Source organism: Synechococcus sp. RedBA-s (assembly GCF_024345495.1).
Taxonomy (GTDB): Bacteria; Cyanobacteriota; Cyanobacteriia; order PCC-6307; family Cyanobiaceae; genus Regnicoccus_A.
Genome location: NZ_JAGQBF010000006.1, coordinates 40,637 through 57,986 on the forward strand (window position 1 = coordinate 40,637; position 17,350 = coordinate 57,986).

A 17,350-nucleotide genomic window follows, 5' to 3' on the forward strand; every position below is an offset into this window, starting at 1 on the left:
AAGGGTTGGAACGGTCACACGTCTCTACTCTGAAGGGATGAGCCGCGATGGGTTTGGGGTGGATCAGGGCAAGATCCGGCGTGTGGTGATCGTCGATGGCCACGGCATGTTCTATGCCCAGCAGAAGCTGGGCTGGTTCTTCGATCCCCGCCGCCTGCTGGAGATGGCCGGCGCCGGGCCCGGCGTGGAACTGGATGGCGCCTACTGGTATCTGGGCCTGAAGGATCCCACGGATCAGCGGCCCTTCCGCGATGCCCTCACCAGCCTGGGCTTCACGGTTCGCAGCAAGCCCCTGCGGGAGTTCGGCGCCGACCCTGAGCACCGCCAGTTCGCCCGGGCGAATCTGGATGTGGAGATCTGTCTGGATCTGATGTTGGTGGCCCACCGTCTTGATGAGGTGTGGCTGTTGAGTGGCAGCCGGGATCTGGAGCGGGTGGTCGAAACCCTGCGGGCCAGGGGAGTGCGCATCACGCTGCTGAACACCGATGGCATGGTGCCCAGGGAGCTGCGCAATGCCGTGGATGTCTTCCTGGACCTGGCCGGGCACCGCCAGCAGCTGGAGAAGGCCGAAGCGACCCAGCCACCGGTGTTCCATCGGGCCAACGAGAGCTCCATGCGACTTGAGCCCCTCAGTCGCGAGCTGGTGCGGCGACCGCAGGAGCGTCAGGAAAGCAGTCCGCTCGAGGTGGTGATCGCACCGCCCCTCTAGGATCGATTCAACTCATAGTCACATCGACTTGCAACGGTCATGGCCAAGGACCCCGGCCGCGTACTGATCTTCGACACCACCCTGCGGGATGGTGAGCAATCCCCCGGGGCCAGCCTCAACCTGGAAGAGAAGCTGGCGATTGCCCACCAGCTCGCTCGCCTGCGGGTCGACATCATCGAAGCCGGCTTTCCCTTCGCCAGCCCCGGTGATTTTAATGCGGTGCAGCGCATCGCCGCCGCCGTCGGTACCCCCGAAGGGCCGTTGATCTGTGGCCTGGCCCGGGCCGCCCGCGGTGACATCAAGGCCTGCGCCGAAGCGGTGACCCCCGCCGCCCGGCGGCGCATCCACACCTTCATCGCCACCAGCGACATTCACCTTGAGCACAAGCTGCGCAAGACCCGCGCCGAGGTGGTGGCGATCACCGCCGAGATGGTGGCCTACGCCCGCTCCCTTGTTGAGGATGTGGAGTTCTCCTGCGAGGACGCCGGTCGCTCCGATCCCCACTATCTCTATGAGGTAATCGAGGCCGCCATCAGTGCTGGCGCCACCACCATCAACATCCCCGACACCGTCGGATACACCACGCCGGCTGAATTCGGGGGGCTGATCGCCGGCATCGAGGCCCACGTTCCAAACATCGATCAGGCGGTGATCTCGGTGCACGGCCACAACGACCTGGGCCTGGCGGTGGCCAACTTCCTCGAGGCGGTCAAAAATGGCGCCCGCCAGCTGGAGTGCACGATCAACGGCATCGGCGAGCGGGCCGGCAATGCCTCCCTCGAGGAGCTGGTGATGGCACTACACGTGCGTCGGGCCTACTTCAACCCCTTCCTCGGCCGCGAAGCGAGCAGCACAGAGCCGCTCACGGGGGTGCGCACCGAAGAGATCTACAAGACCTCCCGCTTGGTGAGCAACCTCACCGGCATGGCGGTGCAGCCCAACAAGGCGATCGTGGGGGCCAACGCCTTCGCCCATGAATCGGGCATCCACCAGGACGGTGTGCTCAAGAACCGCCTCACCTACGAGATCGTCGATGCCCGCACCATCGGCCTGGCCGACAACCGCCTCTCCCTGGGCAAGCTCAGCGGCCGCAGTGCCTTCAGGGCGCGCCTGGAGGATCTCGGTTACACCCTCGAGCGCGACGACCTCGACGAGGCCTTTGCCCGCTTCAAGGAGCTGGCCGATCGCAAGCGCGAGATCACCGACCGGGATCTGGAGGCGATCGTCAGTGATCAGGCCCAGCAGACCGAGGCCCGCTACGTGCTCAAGCTGGTGCAGGTGAGCACGGGCACCAACCTGAGACCCACCGCCACCGTCACCCTTACCACCAGCGATGGGGCTGAGCTCACCGAGGCCGCCATCGGCACCGGTCCCGTGGATGCCGTCTACCAGGCGCTCAACAGCCTGGCGGGGGTGCCCAACGAGCTGGTGGAGTTCAGTGTCAAGTCGGTCACCGAAGGCATTGACGCCATGGGGGAGGTCACGATTCGCCTACGCCACCAGGGGGTGCTCTACGCCGGCCATGCCGCCGACACCGATATCGTCGTGGCCGCCGCCCAGGCCTTCGTCAATGCCCTCAACCGCCTGGTGCACGGGATGGAGCGCCAGCCCCTGCACCCCCAGAAGGCGTTTCTGCCGGTGGCGGAGCTGCCGCGGCTGTGAAGGAGCAGCGGCCTCTCTGGGCGAGCGCCCTGCAACTGGGGGCCCTGCTGCTGCTGGCCCTGCTGATGCTGGTGCCGCTGCTTTGGCTGGTGAGCACCTCGCTCAAGGGCCCCGCTGAAGACATCTTCTCCACCCCACCGGCGCTGATCCCATCCCAGCCGAGCCTGGAGGCCTATAGCCGTCTCTTCGCCGACTATCCCCTCGGCCTGTACCTCTTCAACAGCACGGTGGTGAGCCTGCTGGCGGTGCTGGGGAACCTGTTGTTCTGTTCGCTGGCGGCCTATCCCCTGGCGCGCATGCGTTTCGCCGGCCGCGGCCTGGTGCTGGCCCTGGTGGTGGCCACCATCTTGATTCCCTTCCAGGTGGTGATGATTCCGCTCTACCTGATGATGGTGCAGCTGGGTCTGCGAAATACGCTCTGGGCCCTGATCATTCCCCAGGCCGCCACGGCCTTCGGCATTTTTCTGTTGCGCCAGAGTTTTCTAGGCGTGCCGGTGGAACTGGAGGAAGCGGCCCGCATCGATGGCTGCACGCCGGTGGGCGAATGGTGGAACGTGATGATTCCCGCCGCGCGGGCTGATCTGATCACCCTGGCGATGTTTGTGTTCATCGGCACCTGGAGTGATTTCCTCTGGCCGCTGGTGATCCTCGACGACCCCAGGCTGTACACCCTGCCCCTGGGGCTGCAGCAACTGGCCAGCAGCTTCTCCCTCGACTGGCGTCTGGTGGCAGCTGGATCGGTGGTGTCGATCCTGCCGGTGCTGGTGCTGTTCGTGCTGTTGCAGCGCTACATCCTCCCCAGTGCCAGCGGCGATGCGGTGAAGGGCTGAAGCAGCCCCACTGTGCGAACAAACGCATCGCCAGGCCTTGGTTGGTGCTGCCCTCGGTACTGTGCGGGCTCAAGAGTCGATTACCCACCGGGCGCCGGAATGGAGACCAGCCTGGTTCTGCAGAATCTGCTTTCACCGCCGGTGCTGTTCTTCGCCCTCGGGGTGATCGCCGTGCTGGTGGGATCCGACCTGGAGATTCCGGCACCCCTGCCGAAGCTGTTCTCCCTTTACCTGCTGCTGGCGATCGGCTTCAAGGGGGGGGTGGAGCTGCTCCACAGCGGCCTCGGACCCCAGGTGATCAGCACGATCGCGGCGGCGATGCTGATGTCGGCCCTGGTGCCCCTGTACAGCTTCCTGGTACTGAAGCGCCAGCTCGACACCTTCAACGCAGCGGCGATTGCCGCCACCTACGGCTCCATCAGTGCCGTCACCTTCATCACCGCCGAGAGCTTCCTGGGCATCACGGGCATGGCCCACGACGGCTTCATGGTGGCGGCCCTGGCGCTGATGGAATCTCCGGCGATCATCGTCGGCCTGCTGCTGGTGAAGCTGGCCTCCAGCGACGCGCAGCAGGAACCCCGGGAGGGGATCCGCTGGGGCTCGCTGCTGCATGAAGCTTTCCTGAACAGCTCCGTGCTGCTGCTGGTGGGCAGCCTGGTGATCGGTGGGTTGGTGGCGGCCTTCAGTCCGTCGGGGCTGGGGAAGATGGAGCCCTTCACCGGTGAACTCTTCTACGGAGCCCTCAGCTTCTTCCTGCTCGACATGGGCATCGTCGCGGCCCAGCGGGTGGGAGATCTCAGGCGGGCCGGGGCCTTCCTGATCGGTTTCGCCGTGCTGATGCCGCTGTTCAATGCCGGGATCGGCCTGGCGGTGTCCTGGCTGCTGGGCCTGCCCCAGGGGGATGCGCTGCTGTTCATGGTGCTCAGTGCCAGTGCCTCCTACATCGCCGTGCCGGCGGCGATGCGCATGACGGTGCCCCAGGCCAACCCGAGCCTGTACATCTCCACCGCCCTGGGGGTGACCTTCCCGTTCAACATCGTCGTAGGCATTCCGCTCTACATGGCGATGGTGAGGCTGGTCATCCCTGCCGCCTAACCCCTCTCTGACTCACCGTTCCCAGCCATGCAACGCCTCGATCTGATCTGCAGTGAACGGGAACTCGAGCGGGTGGTGCACCTAATCGATGAAGCCGGAGCTCCGGGCTACTCGGTGATCCGCCATGTCACCGGCCGCGGTCCCCATGGCTCCGTCTCGGAGTCGATGGAATTCAGCGGCCTGGGCGCCAACGTTCACGTGATCGTGTTCTGTGCCATCGAGGAGCTGGAGACCCTTCGCAAGGGGCTCCGGCCGATCCTGGAGTACTACGGAGGCGTCGGCTTCGTGTCCCAGGCCGAACCCTTCTGAGCACCAGCCACTCATTCCTCCATGGCCAGCGATCCCACCATCGCCGCGTTCGGCTCCAGCTTCACCGCCATCACCCTGGCAGAGCTGGGGGACAAGACCTTCTTTGTGGCTTTCCTTCTGGCTGCTCGCCACCGGGCCCGCTGGGTGTTCCTGGGGGCCTTCGCTGCCCTGGCGGCGGTCACGCTGATTTCATTGGCCCTGGGCCTGGGCCTGCGCAGTTTGCTGCCGCAGGAGCTGGTGCCCTGGCTGGCGGCCCTGCTCTTCGGCGGGTTCGGCCTCAAGCTGCTGATCGACGCCCAGGCCATGGGTGCCCAGGCCGCAGAGCAGGAGGCCCAGGCGGCCGAGGATCTGGTCAATGCCGCCGAAACCAACCAGGACCAGAGCCGCCAGAGCCGGACGGGGGGGTGGCAGGTGGTGCGAGAAGCCTTCCTGCTGGTGTTCATGGCCGAGCTGGGGGATCGCACCCAGTTCGCCACTATTTTTCTGGCCACCGCGCCGGGGTTCACCTTCAACGCCCTGCTGGCGGGCACCCTGGCGGGCCATGCCCTGGTCACCGCTCTGGCGGTGGGGGCGGGCAAATGGGTCGGTCAGCTGCTCTCTGAGCGCCTGCTTTACCGGCTCAGTGGGGGCCTGTTCCTGGCATTCGCCGTGGTGGCCCTGAAGCAGGCCCTGGGCTGAGGGTCAGCATCTGGGGCTCTGGCCACTGCCCAGAGCCCCAGATCCATTTGTGCCGCAGGGCTCAGGGCTGCCCTCAGCCCTGGCGCCCGCTGTGGTGGGCACAGCGCTCGCAGGGGCCATCGGGCAACACGGCGCAGCGCAACAGTGGTGAGCGGGCATTGAAGCGACAGCTGGGATCGCCGATCACCCAGCCACCGTTCCACCAGCGCGCCTCCCTGGGCTGACGCTCGGCTTTCACCTGCAGGGCGATGCTGGCCAGTTCATAGCGGCCATTGCGCAGCTGGTAGCGGTGGTGCCGCTGAAGCACCAGGAAACTGCGGTGGCCATGGAGAAACCAGCGGCCAGGCTGGGGAATCTCAGCCAGGTCCTCCAGCTCGAGTTGGGCCAGCAACTGCCCGCTGCCGGCCTGGCGAAGTTCGATGCGCAGGGCCTTCAGGGGTTCACCTCACCGGCCGCGTTGCTGACACGCCTGGAGAAGCCCCAGAGGAAGAGAAGCGCCACCAGCAGCAGCAGGGTCCATTCGGGGGGCACCAGCTGGGGCAGTCCGAGGCGGAGCAGCAGGCGCAGCCCCACCAGGCCGACAGCCAGGTATCCGGCCCGCTCCAGGTTGGGGTAGATCCCCAGCCAGCGGATGAACAGCTCGGCGGTGAGGCGCAGGGCGATCACGCCGATCACTCCGCCAGTCATCACCAGCCAGAGCCGATCGCTCACAGCGACCGCGGCGGCCACGCTGTCGATGGAGAAGGCCAGGTCGGTGACTGCCAGGGTGACCACCACGGACCCCAGCCCCACTCCCAGCCCCACGGCTGAGGCAGGGCCACTGGAGCTGGTGGCCGCCTGAGGGCCCTGCTGATCCATGGCCGCGGCAGCGCCTGTGGCGGGTGAAGGCCCATCGCGGTTGGCCTCATCTCCGGGCCGCAGCAGATTGGAGCCGCTCAGCCAGAGCAGATAGGCAGCGGCGGCCAGCTGCAGGGGCCAGAAGTTCAGCACCCAGCGGGCCAGCAGGATCAGCCCCAAGCGGAAGACCAGGGCCAGACCGAGGCCGAGGTTGAGGGCCTGACGCTGGAGCTGTGGATCCTGCAGCCGCCTGGCGATGGCCGCCAGGGCAATGGCGTTGTCGGCAGAGAGCACCGCTTCAAGAGCCACCAGCAGCGGCAGCAGTAGCAGCAGCTCTCCCCATTGATCCGCCTCTTGTATCAGGGGTGTGAGGGAGGAGATCGACTCCGCTTCCATTGGCCTGCAGCGGGTTCGGTGGCGCCACTCTAGAAAGTCCCCTTCACCGACTCCCCTGTGATGCAGCTCCGGGCGCGACTGGCCCATGCCGACTCCGGCCAGCGGGTGGTGGAGGTGAGTGCCTGGGATGACGGCCGCTGTCTGGGTAGTGCCCTCGGGGAGGCTCCCAGCGCCGAAGCCGCCGAAGACCGGGCCCTGCAGCGGCTGCTGCGGCGGCTGCAGGGCCCGGCAGCGCCGGCAGCAGCAACACCAGCAGCAACTCCAACACCAGTTCACCCACCAGCCCCAGCCCCGACATCACCTCAGGCCCTCGAGCCCGCGACCGTCACGGCCCCGGTAGGGCCGGCCGCAGCACCCGCCTTTGCTCCAGCACCCGCCCCTGCTGCGACGGAAGCCGAACCGCTGGCCGATCCCGACGACTGGAGCGAAGAGCTGGCGGAGCTGGAGCGGCTGCTGAGCCAGCTGGGCTGGGGGCGGGAGCAGGAGTCGATCTACCTGCAGCGGGCCTTCGGCCACGCCAGCCGCAGCCGCCTGATCCGCTACGCCGATCTGCTCGCTTACCTCGCCGCCCTGCGCCAGCTGGAGCCTGGGCTGGATCCGGCCCAGGCCGCCCTGCCCCAGCGCCGCTCCGACCTGCTGCGCCGCTCCGATGGGCTGCTGGAGCGCCTGGGCTGGGGAGCGGCCCAGGGGCGCGCCCTACTGGAGCGCGAGTTCAGCCTGGCCAGCCGTCAGCAGCTCAGCGACGACGACCTGCTGCGTTTCAACGCCCTGCTGGCGCAGCAGCTGGAGACCCCCAGCGCGCCCAGCCGGGAGCCCGGCATTCCTTCGCCAGCAGGGCCGGCCCCAGGCTGAGCTGGTCCTGATTGGCGTAGGCCTCCTGCTCCAGGCGGATCTCGGTGGGGCTGGCCCTGGCATAGACGGGGTCCTCCAGGTGGCGCCGGTTGATGGGATCCAGCACGATCGAGAGCCCCAGCAGCTGGGGCCGTGCCCCCAGGCCACCCCGGCGACAGCTCTGGGCCACATGGATCGCTTCGTGGTTGAGCACCCGGGCGAACTCCACGCTTCCCTTCTCGATCACATCGGGGCGAATGCGCAGGGTGCGGGCCGCCGGTTCCCATTCGCCGGCGGCCCTGGATTTGCGGGGTGGGCCGATCACCACCTGCACCCCAGATCGCTCCAGCATGGTCAGCAGCCGGGCGATGGCGTCCCGTTCCAGCTGGTGGCTGGGGGGATTGCGGCGCAGCTCCTCGATCTGGGCGATGCTCAACGGCGGATCCCCCAGGCGCCGCTTGTAGAGATAGCGGATGCGTCCATTGCCGAGGGGTTCAGCCCGCGGCAGCCAACTCTGATCTGCCCGCTCCAGTTGGGCCAGCAGTCCTGGCAGAGCGGCGCTGGTGAGCAGCCGATCGCCGGGTCGCGGCGGCTGCGGACGGCTGGCGAGCACCACCTCCTGCAGTTGGAGGCTGAAGTCCTGCAGGGCCAGGAGGGTGTCGTTGGCGCGGGGCTGGGGCGGCAGCAGCGCCAGGGCGGCCAGAGCGCCGCCGGCGCTGAGGACCAGGCCGATCAGAACCGCCGGGAGGCCAGCGGCGGCTGGGCGGGGTCTGGGGCGGCGGCCACTGCGGGCTGGGCGGGGACGGCGCGAGGGACGGCGGGCGTTGCTCATGACGGCGCCAGGTGCGCGCAAATGGTTGGAGCGGATGGTCTCAGGACTCTGGTCCTGGCGCCTGGGGGGAATCCTGGCGGGAGACCGCGGCCGCTGCCGCCGCTTGCGAAGATCGATCCCCGCGCCTGCCTGCCCTCCGATGCCCCTCACCGCCCTGGTGCGCCAGCTCGAGCAGGTGCCCCTCACCGGAGAGGTGCTGGAGCGCAGTAGGCGGCCTGAGCGCCTGCGGCTCAGTGGCGCGGGCCGGGCGGCGCGGGCGCTGATCGCCAGTGCCCTGGCCCGTCGCGGCGGCCGGCCGCTGGTGGTGATCGTGCCCACCCTGGAGGAGGCCGGCCGCTGGACGGCCCTGCTGGAGCTGATGGGCTGGCCCACGGCACAGCTCTATCCCACCAGCGAGGGATCCCCCTATGAACCCTTTGATCCCACCAGCGAGATCACCTGGGGCCAGCTGCAGGTGATCAGCGAGCTGATCGATGGCACGGGCCGCTCCTGGTCGGGAGCGATCGTGGCCACCGAGAGGGCCCTGCAGCCCCACCTGCCGCCGCCCGAGGCCCTGGCCGGCCGATGCCTGAGCCTGCGCAAGGGCAGCAGCGTCGACCTCGAGGAGCTGGCCGATACCCTCACCCGCCTGGGCTACGAGCGGGTGCCGACGATCGAGCAGGAGGGCAGCTGGAGCCGCCGCGGCGACATCGTGGATGTGTATCCGGTGAGCGCCGAGCTGCCGGTGCGGCTGGAGTTCTTCGGGGAAGACCTGGAGAAGCTCAGGGAGTTCGATCCCGCCAGCCAGCGCTCCCTCGATGCGATCGAGGCGGTGCGACTCACCCCCACGGGCTATGCCCCGCTGATCGCCGATGCCCTGCGCGAGTCGATGCCGGAGGCCCTCAGCGAGCTGCTGACTCCCGAGGCCCTCGAGCAGCTGCTGGAGGGGGGCACGCCCGAGGGGATGCGCCGGCTGATGGGCCTGGCCTGGGGGCAGCCCGCCTCCCTGCTCGACTACCTGCCTGAGGCCACGCTGATCGCTGTGGATGAGCGGCGCCAGGGTCTTGCCCATGGCCAGCAATGGTTCGATCACGCCAGCGACCACCACGCCGAGCTGAGCGCTGCGCTGCCTGCGGACTGCCTGCCGCCGTCGCTGCACCGGTCGGTGGTGGCCGCCCTGGCGGATTCCGATCACTTCGCCGGCTTCGATCTGGCCGAACTGCACGAGAGCGATCGGCACCCCAACACCTTCGATCTCTCCAGCCGTCCGGTGCCGGCACACCCCAACGCCTTCGGCCGTCTGGCGGCGCTGGTGAAGGGCTACCAGCAGGAGAAGGCCCGGGTCTGGCTGGTGTCAGCCCAGCCCAGCCGGGCGGTGGCGCTGCTGGAGGAGCACGACTGCCCCACCCGCTTCGTTCCCAATCCCCACGATTTTCCGGCGATCGAGCGCCTGATCGAGCAGGCCACGCCGGTGGCCCTGAAGCTGCGTGGCACCGCTGAGCTGGAGGGTCTGCAGCTGCCCGCCTGGCGGCTGGTGCTGCTCACCGACCGGGAGTTCTTCGGCCAGCACAGCCTGGCCGCCTCGGGCTATGTGCGCCGGCGCCGCAAGGCTGCCAGCCGCACGGTGGATCCCAACAAAATGCGCCCCGGCGATTTCGTGGTGCACCGCAACCACGGCATCGGCCGCTTCCTGCGGCTGGAGAAGTTGGCGATCAGCGGTGAGTCGCGTGACTACCTGGTGGTGCAGTACGCCGATGGGCTGCTGCGGGTGGCGGCCGATCAGCTGGGCAGCCTGGGGCGCTTCCGCGCCAGCACCGACAGCCCGCCGGAGCTGAACCGCATGGGCGGTGTGGCCTGGACCCGGGCCAAGGAGCGCGCCCGCAAGGCGGTGCGCAAGGTGGCGATGGACCTGGTGAAGCTCTATGCGGAGCGTCAGCAGGCGGCCGGCTTCCCTTTCCCGCCCGATGGCCCCTGGCAGGGGGAGCTGGAGGACTCCTTCCCCTATGAGCCCACGCCCGATCAGCTGAGGGCGATCACCGAGGTGAAGCGCGACATGGAGAAGCCTGAGCCGATGGACCGGCTGGTGTGCGGCGATGTGGGCTTCGGCAAGACCGAAGTGGCGATCCGGGCGGTGTTCAAGGCGGTGACCGCCGGCAAGCAATGCGCCCTGCTGGCCCCCACCACAGTGCTGGCCCAGCAGCACTGGCGCACCCTCAGCGAACGCTTCGCCCCCTATCCGCTCAAGGTGGCGCTGCTCAACCGCTTCCGCACCACCAGTGAGCGCAAGACGATCCTCGAGGGCCTCAAGGATGGAACGGTGGATGTGGTGGTGGGCACCCACCAGCTGCTGAGTAAGGGCACCCACTTCGAGAAGCTCGGTCTGCTGGTGGTGGATGAGGAGCAGCGCTTCGGTGTGAACCAGAAGGAGAAGATCAAGGCGCTGCGCAAGGACGTGGACGTGCTCACCCTCTCGGCCACACCGATTCCGCGCACGCTCTACATGAGCCTCTCGGGGGTGCGGGAGATGAGCCTGATCACCACTCCACCGCCCCTGCGCCGGCCGATCAAGACCCACCTGGCGGCGTTGGATGAGGAGGCGGTGCGCAGCGCCATCCGCCAGGAGCTCGACCGCGGCGGTCAGGTGTTCTATGTGGTGCCGCGGGTGGAGGGGATCGAGGAGGTGGCGGGCCAGTTGCGCGAGATGCTGCCGGGTCTGAAGTTGCTGGTGGCCCACGGCCAGATGGGCGAGGGGGAGCTGGAGAGCGCCATGGTGGCCTTCAACGCCGGGGAAGCCGACGTGATGCTCTGCACCACGATTATCGAATCGGGCCTGGACATCCCCCGGGTGAACACGATTTTGGTGGAGGACGCCCACAGGTTCGGCCTCGCCCAGCTCTATCAGTTGCGCGGTCGGGTGGGCCGCAGCGGCGTGCAGGCCCACGCCTGGCTCTTTTATCCCGGTGATGCCTCCTTGAGTGAAGCGGCGCGGCAGCGGCTGCGGGCGATTCAGGAATTCGCCCAGCTGGGGTCCGGTTACCAGCTGGCCATGCGCGACATGGAGATCCGTGGGGTGGGCAATCTGCTGGGGGTGGAGCAGAGCGGCCAGATGGAAGTGATCGGCTTTGATCTCTACATGGAGATGCTGCAGGAATCACTGGCGGAGATCCAGGGCCAGGACATCCCGGTGGTGGAGGAGACCCAGATCGATCTGCCGATCACCGCCTTCATCCCCGCCGACTGGATTCCCGAGAGCGACGAGAAGATCGCCGCCTACCGCGCCGCCGCTGATTGCCGCGCCCGCGAGGAGCTGGTGCAGCTGGCCGCCGACTGGGCGGACCGCTACGGCTCCCTGCCCTCTCCGGTGGCGAGCCTGCTGCAGCTGATGGAGCTGAAGCTGCTGGCGCGGCGCTGCGGCTTCTCGCGCATCCGCCTGGAGAAGCCCAACCTCGTGCTGGAAACCCCGATGGAGGAACCCGCCTTCCGGCTGCTGCGCCAGGGTCTGCCCCAGCATCTGCATGGCCGATTGGTGTATCAGGGCGGCGGTGGCAGCACCGCCAAGGTGCTGGCCCGTGGCCTGAATGTGCTGGCGGCCGATCGCCAGCTCGAGATGCTCAAGGAGTGGCTGCAGGCGATGGCCGAGCAGATCGCCGGAGCCGATGGCCTCACCGACGCCCAGCGGATGGAGCAGGCGGCGGCCAAGAACGCCGCCGTGCTGGTGGTGTAGCCCGGGAGGGGTGCTAGCGAACGGTTGCTGTCCACCGGCGTTCGGCGAGCCGACCAACGAGGAACCTGCTGATCTGGCTGATCACGACGACGATCCCGCCCCCTGGTGCATGCGCCATCGGCTGCCGAGGGTGGGAGAAACGTGGAGGGAGAAACCGCGTCGGAGACAATTCGCTCGGTTCCCGCCCCAGCCATGACCCAGCCCCTGCCCGTGACGCTTCTGGGCTACGGAGCCGCCACCCTTACGACGTTGAGCTTCTTCCCTCAGGCGATCAAGACCGTCCGCAGCGGCGATACCCGCGGCATCTCTCTGCGCATGTACCTGCTGTTCACGCTGGGGATCACGGCTTGGGGGATCTATGGCCTGCTCACCGGTGATGGGCCCCTGATCGTCGCCAATGCCCTCACCCTGGTCCCGGCCTTGGTGGTGCTGGAGAGGAAGGTGCAGTCCCTGCGCCGTGGGGACGACCGGTTGTGGTGAAGGGCGGCTGGGCTTCTGGTGCTGGGGCTTGCCCCAGCTGGGCGGGTTAAGGAAGGCTTCAGAATGTCTTCCGTCTCACCTCCGCAAAAGTTCGTTACAGTGCGAAGAATTGAAACATGGGCATGGGCGAACTGGTGGGTGGATACGGCGGCGTCACGGCTGGTCTTCAGAGCGGCTACGCGCTCGCTTCAGCTCTGATCAGCGTGCTGGCCCTCGGCCTGTTTGCCCTGTTCCAGAACGACCAGGAGAACGACGACGACGATTCCAACCCCGGTGGCGGGCTGATGCAGCCGGTCAGCGGCGCAGCCTGAGCCTTACCTGCTTTCAGGCGCTGGGTCTCCAACAAGCCGGACACATCCGGTCAGAACCTGGAGGAACCCTGGTCATCATTTGGCACTCACTGACAGTCATGGTGAATGGGTGATGCGTTCCTTCCGTGGCTCCTTCACCACTCGCCTTAACCCTTGATCGTCTGGTCCACAGCCAGTGGCCCGGATTTGTTGGGCTTGCCTGCCTTGCCGCCCCGCTGATGTGCCTGGCGCCGGCACCGGCAGGAGCTCTCGATTACTGGCAGTCCATCGACGTCTTGCGACAGCGGCTTTCCGCCAACGGCGTGCGCGTGATGCAGCGAGATTGCGGGCAGCGTGGCCTCCAGGGTCTTTATCACCCGAGCAGCGACACGATCCTGGTGTGCCGCGTGCACCGGGATCCGGTCGCGGTGTGGAACACCCTGGCCCATGAAGCCACCCATCGGATGCAGGCCTGCCGCGGCGGTCTGATCACGGATCCCGGTCATCACAGAGCGATGGCGGCCACTCTGGCTAGCCGGGCGCCGCTTGAGTGGCGATCCCTGCAGAGCTACCCAGCCCGGGAGCGCCTCAGCGAACTGGAGGCGCGCTACACCGCCCAGCTGCCTCCCGAGCAGGTGATCCAGCTGTTCGACCGCTACTGCGGTCGGCGTACCTCTGCCGGCCTCGCCCTTCGCACCCCTTCCCTGCGATGAACAACGTTCTTCTTTCACTTCTGTTGAGCGCACTCGGCCAGTTCGGCGGGGTGGGAGGTCTCGGCGGGGGTTTCGGTGGTGGCTTCGGCGGCGGCTTCGGTGGCGGTCTGCCGGCACCGGGCTATGGCTCCAGCCAGGGTTCCGGTTCACTGCCGGCCGACATACTGGCCGTGGTCCAGTGCCTCAATGAGGAGGGCCGCCTCGGTGAAGGCGACGCCAGTGCCCTGATTGAGCAGCAGGGTCGCCGCCGCGGCTGGCCGGCGAGCTGGGAACGCTCGATCGACCCCCGCCGCGTGGGGCAAGCCATCGGGGCTGCCGGCGGCTGTCGCTCCCTGATGACCCGCCTCGATCGCAGTGGGAGCCGTACCTTCACCCGCCCTGTGCACGTTGCCCCCTGGCCTGGAAGCTCCGGCAGGAGCCCCAGCCAGAGCGAGGGTTTTGGGCTGGCGCCCTATCGCTGAATGGGTAGGGCAGCCGGCAGGTTGGCGCTGGTGGGGTTGAAGGTGGTGCGGGACGCACTGGTTTCCCGCAACTTCTTCACCAGGGTGGATTCAGCCGCCCGGTACTGCACATCCTTCGAGGTGCCCAGATCTTCCAGCTTCAGCTTGGCGGCCTCCGCTTCGCTCAGTTTCACCGACACATCCGGGTCGATGCCGTGCTTGTGAATGTCGCGGCCGCTGGGGGTGAGGTACTTGGCGATGGTCACGGTCATGCCGGAGCCATCGGAGAGACCACGTACCGACTGCACCAAGCCCTTGCCGAAGGTTTTCTGGCCCACCAGCACGGCGCGCTTGTTGTCCTGCAGCGCGCCGGAGAGGATTTCGCTGGCGCTGGCGGAGCCTTCGTTCACCAGCACCACGATCGGTGATTTGGTCAGGGCGCGGCCGTTGGCGCGGCGCACGTCCTGGATGCCGTCGCGGGTGCGGGTGGAGACGATGATGCCCTCATCCAGCAACTGGCGGGCGATCTCCACACTGGCCATCAGCAGGCCGCCGGGGTTGCTGCGCAGGTCAAGCACGTAGCCCTGCACACCCTTCTGCTCCAGGTCGCGGATGGCGGCGCGCATGTCTTTGGCGGCGTTGGCGTTGAACTGCTTCAGGCGGATGTAGCCCACCTTGACGCCGTCGGGGCCGGTGTTGATCTGGTGCTCCACCGCATGCAGCTCGATGCGGGCACGGGTGAGCGGCACAGACACCACTTTGCTGTTGCGACGCAGCTCCAGGGTCACCGTGGTGCCGGCCTGACCGCGGATCAGCTTGACCGCATCCTCGGTGGTCATGCCCTTGGTGCTCTTGCCATCGATCGAGACGATCACGTCCTTGGGTTGGACGCCTGCCTCAGAGGCAGGCGAGCCATCGATCGGTGAGACCACCACCAGCTCCTTGGTCTCCTTGTCGAGGCTCAGCTGGATGCCCACCCCGGAGAGTTCCCCGGAGGTGTCAATCTGCATCTCCTTGAACTCCCGCGGATCCATGAAGCGGGTGTAGGGATCATCAAGGGTGCCGAGCATCCCCCGGATCGCCTCGTAGCTTTCCTTGGTGCTGCCGTAGCTCTTGGCCAGAAGGTCGCGGCGCAGTTTGCGCCACTGATCCGGGGTGTATTTGCCGGTGGTGTCGAGGTAGTCGCGGAAGACGATCTGCCAGGCCTGATCCATCACCTCCTTGGGGCTGTCGGTGATCAGCGAGGCGGCGCTCGGGGAGCCCAGCCAGTCGGTGCCGACGATCACGGCGGTGGCGCAGGCACCCAATCCGGCGAGTACGGCGATGCCGGTGCGACCCCTGCCCATTGGCTGATTTCCTGGAGTTTGACTGTGCCCTCACGCTAGCCCGCTAGGCAGGGCTGGGCGAGGGATCGGGGACGGTCACAGGCAAGTCAGGATGTGACCCGCTCAGGGATCCACCCAGCGGCCGTCCTCCTTGATCAGGGTGATCAGCGCCTCCACGCCTTCGGCCTCGGGCACCCGGCGGATCTCGTCGCGGCCGCGGTAGAGGGAGATGGTGCCGGGAATCTTGCCCACATAGCCGTAGTCGGCGTCGGCCATCTCGCCGGGGCCGTTGACGATGCAGCCCATAACGGCGATGTCGAGGCCGGTGAGGTGGGAGGTGGCGTTGCGCACCACATGCAGCACCTCCTCGAGGTTGAAGAGGGTGCGGCCGCAGCTGGGGCAGGCCACGTACTCCACCATTGTTTTCCTCAGGCCCAGGGCCTGCAGGATCGAGTAGCAGACCGGGATTTCCTTCTCCGGTGCTTCGGTGAGCGACACCCGGATCGTGTCGCCGAGGCCCTCGGCCAGCAGGGTGGCGATGCCGGCGGTGCTTTTGATGCGGCCGTAGTCGCCGTCGCCCGCTTCGGTGACGCCCAGGTGCAGGGGGTACTGGAAGCCTTCGGCGTCCATGCGGTCGGCCATCATCCGGTAGGCGGCCAGCATCACCGGTGCCCGCGAGGCCTTCATCGACACCACGATGTTGTGGAAATCGAGACGATCGCAGATCTGGATGAACTCCATGGCGCTCTCCACCATCCCCAGGGGCGTGTCTCCAAAGGTGAACAGCATCCGCTCGGCCAGCGAGCCGTGGTTCACGCCGATGCGCAGGGCCTTGTCCTGCTCCTTGAGCAGACTCACCAGCGGTTCGAGCGTGGCCTGGATGCGCTCGCCGATCGCCGCCACCTCCTCGGGGGTGAATTCGCTGCGGTTGGGATCGGGCTTGTCGAACACGTAGAGGCCCGGGTTGATGCGCACCTTGTCGACGTGCTGCGCCACCTCCAGGGCGATCTTCATGCCGTTGTGGTGCACATCGGCCACCAGGGGCACCGGCTGGTAGCTGTCTTGGAGGCGCTGGCGGATCTCCTTCACCGCCTTGGCATGGGCCAGGGAGGGCACGGTGAGCCGCACGATCTCGCAGCCGGCCTCATGCAGGCGTCGGATGCCGGCGGTGGCGCCCGCAATGTCGAGGGTGTCCTCATTGATCATCGACTGCACCACCACTGGGTGCTCGCTGCCCACCCAGATGTCGCCCACCCTGACGCTGCGGGTCTTGCGGCGGCGGATCAGGGTGTCGTAGCGGGGGTTGCTGGCCCAGTCGGCTGGGAGGCCCGGACGGCTGGTGTCGGGGCGGGCGAGGGTGCCGGTCATCACCAGGGGGGCCGGGAAGTGGGCCAACCCTGCCACAGATCAGGGGTCGCCTGACGAATCCACCGTGGCCTCAGGGGCGGCCCTGAGCTGCTCAAGACGGTCCCTGACCGCCTTGAGGTCCTGCCAGGTGTGCCACTTGGGGGTCTCCGGTTCCCGCGAGGGATTGCGCAGCAGATAGGAGGGGTGAAAGATCGGCAGGCACCAGCGCCCCTGCCACCGCTGCCACTGGCCGCGCAGGCGGGTGATGCCGCCTTTGATCCCCAGCACCCCTTCCACGGCGGTGGCGCCGGCCAGCAGCAGCACCTGCGGTTGCACCAGCTCCACCTGCTGCTGCAGCCAGGGCAGGCAGGCGGTCATCTCCTGGAGGGTGGGTTTGCGGTTCTCAGGCGGACGGCACTTCACCACATTGCAGATGTAGGCGTCGCGGTTGCTGTCGATGCCGACGCTTTCGAGCATCCGATCGAGCAGCTGCCCGGCCCGGCCCACGAAGGGGGAGCCGCTGGCGTCTTCCTGCGCGCCAGGGCCCTCGCCGATCACCATCAGGGCGGCGCGGGGATTCCCCCGGCTGACCACCACCTGCTGGCGGGCCTCCGCCAGGGAGCAGCGGCGGCACTCGGCGCAGCTCTGGGCGAGCTGCTGCAGTGCCGCCCTGGGATCACCCTCCACCCTCTGTCTCCCCTGGAGCTGAGCTCCCAGGCTGGCGGCAGCGGGGGTCACCTGTCCAGGTGCCGGGCGCGACGGTGCCCGCTCGAACCTTTCCCAGGAAGGGCGTCAGGCAGGATGCAAGTTCTCCCTGGCGCTTCTTTTTCGGAGCGCCGCGGCCCTTTGTGGCCGCTTCGCGCTGCGGCCGTC

Annotated in this window: 18 protein-coding genes; 12 read left to right on the plus strand and 6 right to left on the minus strand. The window is 67.5% G+C overall.

Annotation, left to right across the window (positions count from 1 at the left end):
* Positions 1 to 37 precede the first annotated feature (37 nt).
* From KBY67_RS03500 to KBY67_RS03525, 6 genes are all read left to right on the plus strand, one after another.
* Positions 38 to 709, plus strand: coding sequence for an NYN domain-containing protein (locus KBY67_RS03500; protein ID WP_315855546.1), 672 nt, complete (start codon positions 38 to 40; stop codon positions 707 to 709).
* Between the two features lie 39 nt (positions 710 to 748).
* On the plus strand, positions 749 to 2,371 hold the full coding sequence (locus KBY67_RS03505) for a 2-isopropylmalate synthase (protein WP_255108777.1): 1,623 nt from the start codon (positions 749 to 751) through the stop codon (positions 2,369 to 2,371).
* Between the two features lie 65 nt (positions 2,372 to 2,436).
* On the plus strand, positions 2,437 to 3,201 hold the full coding sequence (locus tag KBY67_RS03510; protein ID WP_255108906.1) for a carbohydrate ABC transporter permease: 765 nt from the start codon (positions 2,437 to 2,439) through the stop codon (positions 3,199 to 3,201).
* A gap of 99 nt (positions 3,202 to 3,300) precedes the next feature.
* Positions 3,301 to 4,296, plus strand: coding sequence for a sodium-dependent bicarbonate transport family permease (locus KBY67_RS03515; protein ID WP_255108779.1), 996 nt, complete (start codon positions 3,301 to 3,303; stop codon positions 4,294 to 4,296).
* 27 nt (positions 4,297 to 4,323) lie between these two features.
* On the plus strand, positions 4,324 to 4,605 hold the full coding sequence (locus tag KBY67_RS03520; RefSeq protein ID WP_255108780.1) for a P-II family nitrogen regulator: 282 nt from the start codon (positions 4,324 to 4,326) through the stop codon (positions 4,603 to 4,605).
* A 21-nt stretch (positions 4,606 to 4,626) separates the two neighbouring features.
* Entirely contained in the window at positions 4,627 to 5,283 is a 657-nt protein-coding gene (locus KBY67_RS03525) for a TMEM165/GDT1 family protein (protein ID WP_255108781.1), read from the plus strand.
* Between the two features lie 73 nt (positions 5,284 to 5,356).
* Here KBY67_RS03525 and KBY67_RS03530 read toward each other — a convergent pair whose 3' ends face one another.
* Together KBY67_RS03530 and KBY67_RS03535 are read right to left on the minus strand one after the other, a co-directional pair.
* Positions 5,357 to 5,710, minus strand: coding sequence for a DUF6464 family protein (locus tag KBY67_RS03530; RefSeq protein WP_255108908.1), 354 nt, complete (start codon positions 5,708 to 5,710; stop codon positions 5,357 to 5,359).
* A gap of 5 nt (positions 5,711 to 5,715) precedes the next feature.
* Complete coding sequence (locus tag KBY67_RS03535) at positions 5,716 to 6,516, minus strand: TerC family protein (RefSeq protein WP_255108782.1); 801 nt, start codon at positions 6,514 to 6,516, stop codon at positions 5,716 to 5,718.
* 60 nt (positions 6,517 to 6,576) lie between these two features.
* Here KBY67_RS03535 and KBY67_RS03540 point away from each other — a divergent pair, with 60 nt between their 5' ends.
* Entirely contained in the window at positions 6,577 to 7,368 is a 792-nt protein-coding gene (locus KBY67_RS03540) for a hypothetical protein (protein ID WP_255108783.1), read from the plus strand.
* Here the strand turns inward: KBY67_RS03540 and KBY67_RS03545 are convergent.
* The gene (locus KBY67_RS03545; protein ID WP_255108784.1) at positions 7,277 to 8,179 is read right to left on the minus strand and encodes a hypothetical protein; all 903 of its coding nucleotides are present in this window, start codon (positions 8,177 to 8,179) and stop codon (positions 7,277 to 7,279) included. The two genes, KBY67_RS03540 and KBY67_RS03545, sit on opposite strands and share 92 nt — an antisense overlap.
* Positions 8,180 to 8,318: 139 nt before the next feature.
* Between KBY67_RS03545 and mfd the strand changes: the two genes are divergently transcribed.
* From mfd to KBY67_RS03570, 5 genes are all read left to right on the plus strand, one after another.
* Entirely contained in the window at positions 8,319 to 11,882 is a 3,564-nt protein-coding gene (gene mfd, locus KBY67_RS03550; protein WP_255108785.1) for a transcription-repair coupling factor, read from the plus strand.
* A gap of 192 nt (positions 11,883 to 12,074) precedes the next feature.
* On the plus strand, positions 12,075 to 12,362 hold the full coding sequence (locus tag KBY67_RS03555) for a SemiSWEET family sugar transporter (protein ID WP_255108786.1): 288 nt from the start codon (positions 12,075 to 12,077) through the stop codon (positions 12,360 to 12,362).
* A 116-nt stretch (positions 12,363 to 12,478) separates the two neighbouring features.
* The gene (locus KBY67_RS03560) at positions 12,479 to 12,673 is read left to right on the plus strand and encodes a hypothetical protein (RefSeq protein WP_255108787.1); all 195 of its coding nucleotides are present in this window, start codon (positions 12,479 to 12,481) and stop codon (positions 12,671 to 12,673) included.
* Between the two features lie 218 nt (positions 12,674 to 12,891).
* A complete protein-coding gene (locus KBY67_RS03565) occupies positions 12,892 to 13,365 on the plus strand; it encodes a hypothetical protein (RefSeq protein WP_255108789.1) in 474 nt (157 codons plus the stop codon).
* Positions 13,362 to 13,826: a hypothetical protein gene (locus KBY67_RS03570; RefSeq protein WP_255108792.1), complete on the plus strand. Its 465-nt coding sequence runs from the start codon at positions 13,362 to 13,364 to the stop codon at positions 13,824 to 13,826. The genes KBY67_RS03565 and KBY67_RS03570 overlap by 4 nt, the downstream gene beginning before the upstream one ends.
* Here the strand turns inward: KBY67_RS03570 and KBY67_RS03575 are convergent.
* The 3 genes from KBY67_RS03575 to KBY67_RS03585 all read right to left on the minus strand — a co-directional run bounded on the left by KBY67_RS03575 (position 13,817) and on the right by KBY67_RS03585 (position 17,164).
* On the minus strand, positions 13,817 to 15,151 hold the full coding sequence (locus KBY67_RS03575) for a S41 family peptidase (protein WP_255108794.1): 1,335 nt from the start codon (positions 15,149 to 15,151) through the stop codon (positions 13,817 to 13,819). The genes KBY67_RS03570 and KBY67_RS03575 overlap by 10 nt on opposite strands.
* A gap of 102 nt (positions 15,152 to 15,253) precedes the next feature.
* Positions 15,254 to 16,498 (minus strand): (E)-4-hydroxy-3-methylbut-2-enyl-diphosphate synthase, encoded by a 1,245-nt coding sequence (gene ispG / locus KBY67_RS03580; protein ID WP_255108804.1) that lies wholly within the window; start codon positions 16,496 to 16,498, stop codon positions 15,254 to 15,256.
* Between the two features lie 39 nt (positions 16,499 to 16,537).
* The gene (locus KBY67_RS03585) at positions 16,538 to 17,164 is read right to left on the minus strand and encodes a uracil-DNA glycosylase family protein (RefSeq protein WP_255108910.1); all 627 of its coding nucleotides are present in this window, start codon (positions 17,162 to 17,164) and stop codon (positions 16,538 to 16,540) included.
* Positions 17,165 to 17,350 lie beyond the last annotated feature (186 nt).

What these genes read in the sequence shown, in the direction of transcription:
- KBY67_RS03500 (WP_315855546.1), top strand. Translation starts at nt 38, where the DNA reads ATGAGCCGCGATGGGTTTGGGGTGGATCAGGGCAAGATCCGGCGTGTG.
- KBY67_RS03505 (WP_255108777.1), top strand. Translation starts at nt 749, where the DNA reads ATGGCCAAGGACCCCGGCCGCGTACTGATCTTCGACACCACCCTGCGG.
- KBY67_RS03510 (WP_255108906.1), top strand. Translation starts at nt 2,437, where the DNA reads ATGCTGGTGCCGCTGCTTTGGCTGGTGAGCACCTCGCTCAAGGGCCCC.
- KBY67_RS03515 (WP_255108779.1), top strand. Translation starts at nt 3,301, where the DNA reads ATGGAGACCAGCCTGGTTCTGCAGAATCTGCTTTCACCGCCGGTGCTG.
- KBY67_RS03520 (WP_255108780.1), top strand. Translation starts at nt 4,324, where the DNA reads ATGCAACGCCTCGATCTGATCTGCAGTGAACGGGAACTCGAGCGGGTG.
- KBY67_RS03525 (WP_255108781.1), top strand. Translation starts at nt 4,627, where the DNA reads ATGGCCAGCGATCCCACCATCGCCGCGTTCGGCTCCAGCTTCACCGCC.
- KBY67_RS03535 (WP_255108782.1), bottom strand. Translation starts at nt 6,516, where the DNA reads ATGGAAGCGGAGTCGATCTCCTCCCTCACACCCCTGATACAAGAGGCG.
- KBY67_RS03540 (WP_255108783.1), top strand. Translation starts at nt 6,577, where the DNA reads ATGCAGCTCCGGGCGCGACTGGCCCATGCCGACTCCGGCCAGCGGGTG.
- KBY67_RS03545 (WP_255108784.1), bottom strand. Translation starts at nt 8,179, where the DNA reads ATGAGCAACGCCCGCCGTCCCTCGCGCCGTCCCCGCCCAGCCCGCAGT.
- mfd (WP_255108785.1), top strand. Translation starts at nt 8,319, where the DNA reads ATGCCCCTCACCGCCCTGGTGCGCCAGCTCGAGCAGGTGCCCCTCACC.
- KBY67_RS03555 (WP_255108786.1), top strand. Translation starts at nt 12,075, where the DNA reads ATGACCCAGCCCCTGCCCGTGACGCTTCTGGGCTACGGAGCCGCCACC.
- KBY67_RS03560 (WP_255108787.1), top strand. Translation starts at nt 12,479, where the DNA reads ATGGGCATGGGCGAACTGGTGGGTGGATACGGCGGCGTCACGGCTGGT.
- KBY67_RS03565 (WP_255108789.1), top strand. Translation starts at nt 12,892, where the DNA reads ATGTGCCTGGCGCCGGCACCGGCAGGAGCTCTCGATTACTGGCAGTCC.
- KBY67_RS03570 (WP_255108792.1), top strand. Translation starts at nt 13,362, where the DNA reads ATGAACAACGTTCTTCTTTCACTTCTGTTGAGCGCACTCGGCCAGTTC.
- KBY67_RS03575 (WP_255108794.1), bottom strand. Translation starts at nt 15,151, where the DNA reads ATGGGCAGGGGTCGCACCGGCATCGCCGTACTCGCCGGATTGGGTGCC.
- ispG (WP_255108804.1), bottom strand. Translation starts at nt 16,498, where the DNA reads ATGACCGGCACCCTCGCCCGCCCCGACACCAGCCGTCCGGGCCTCCCA.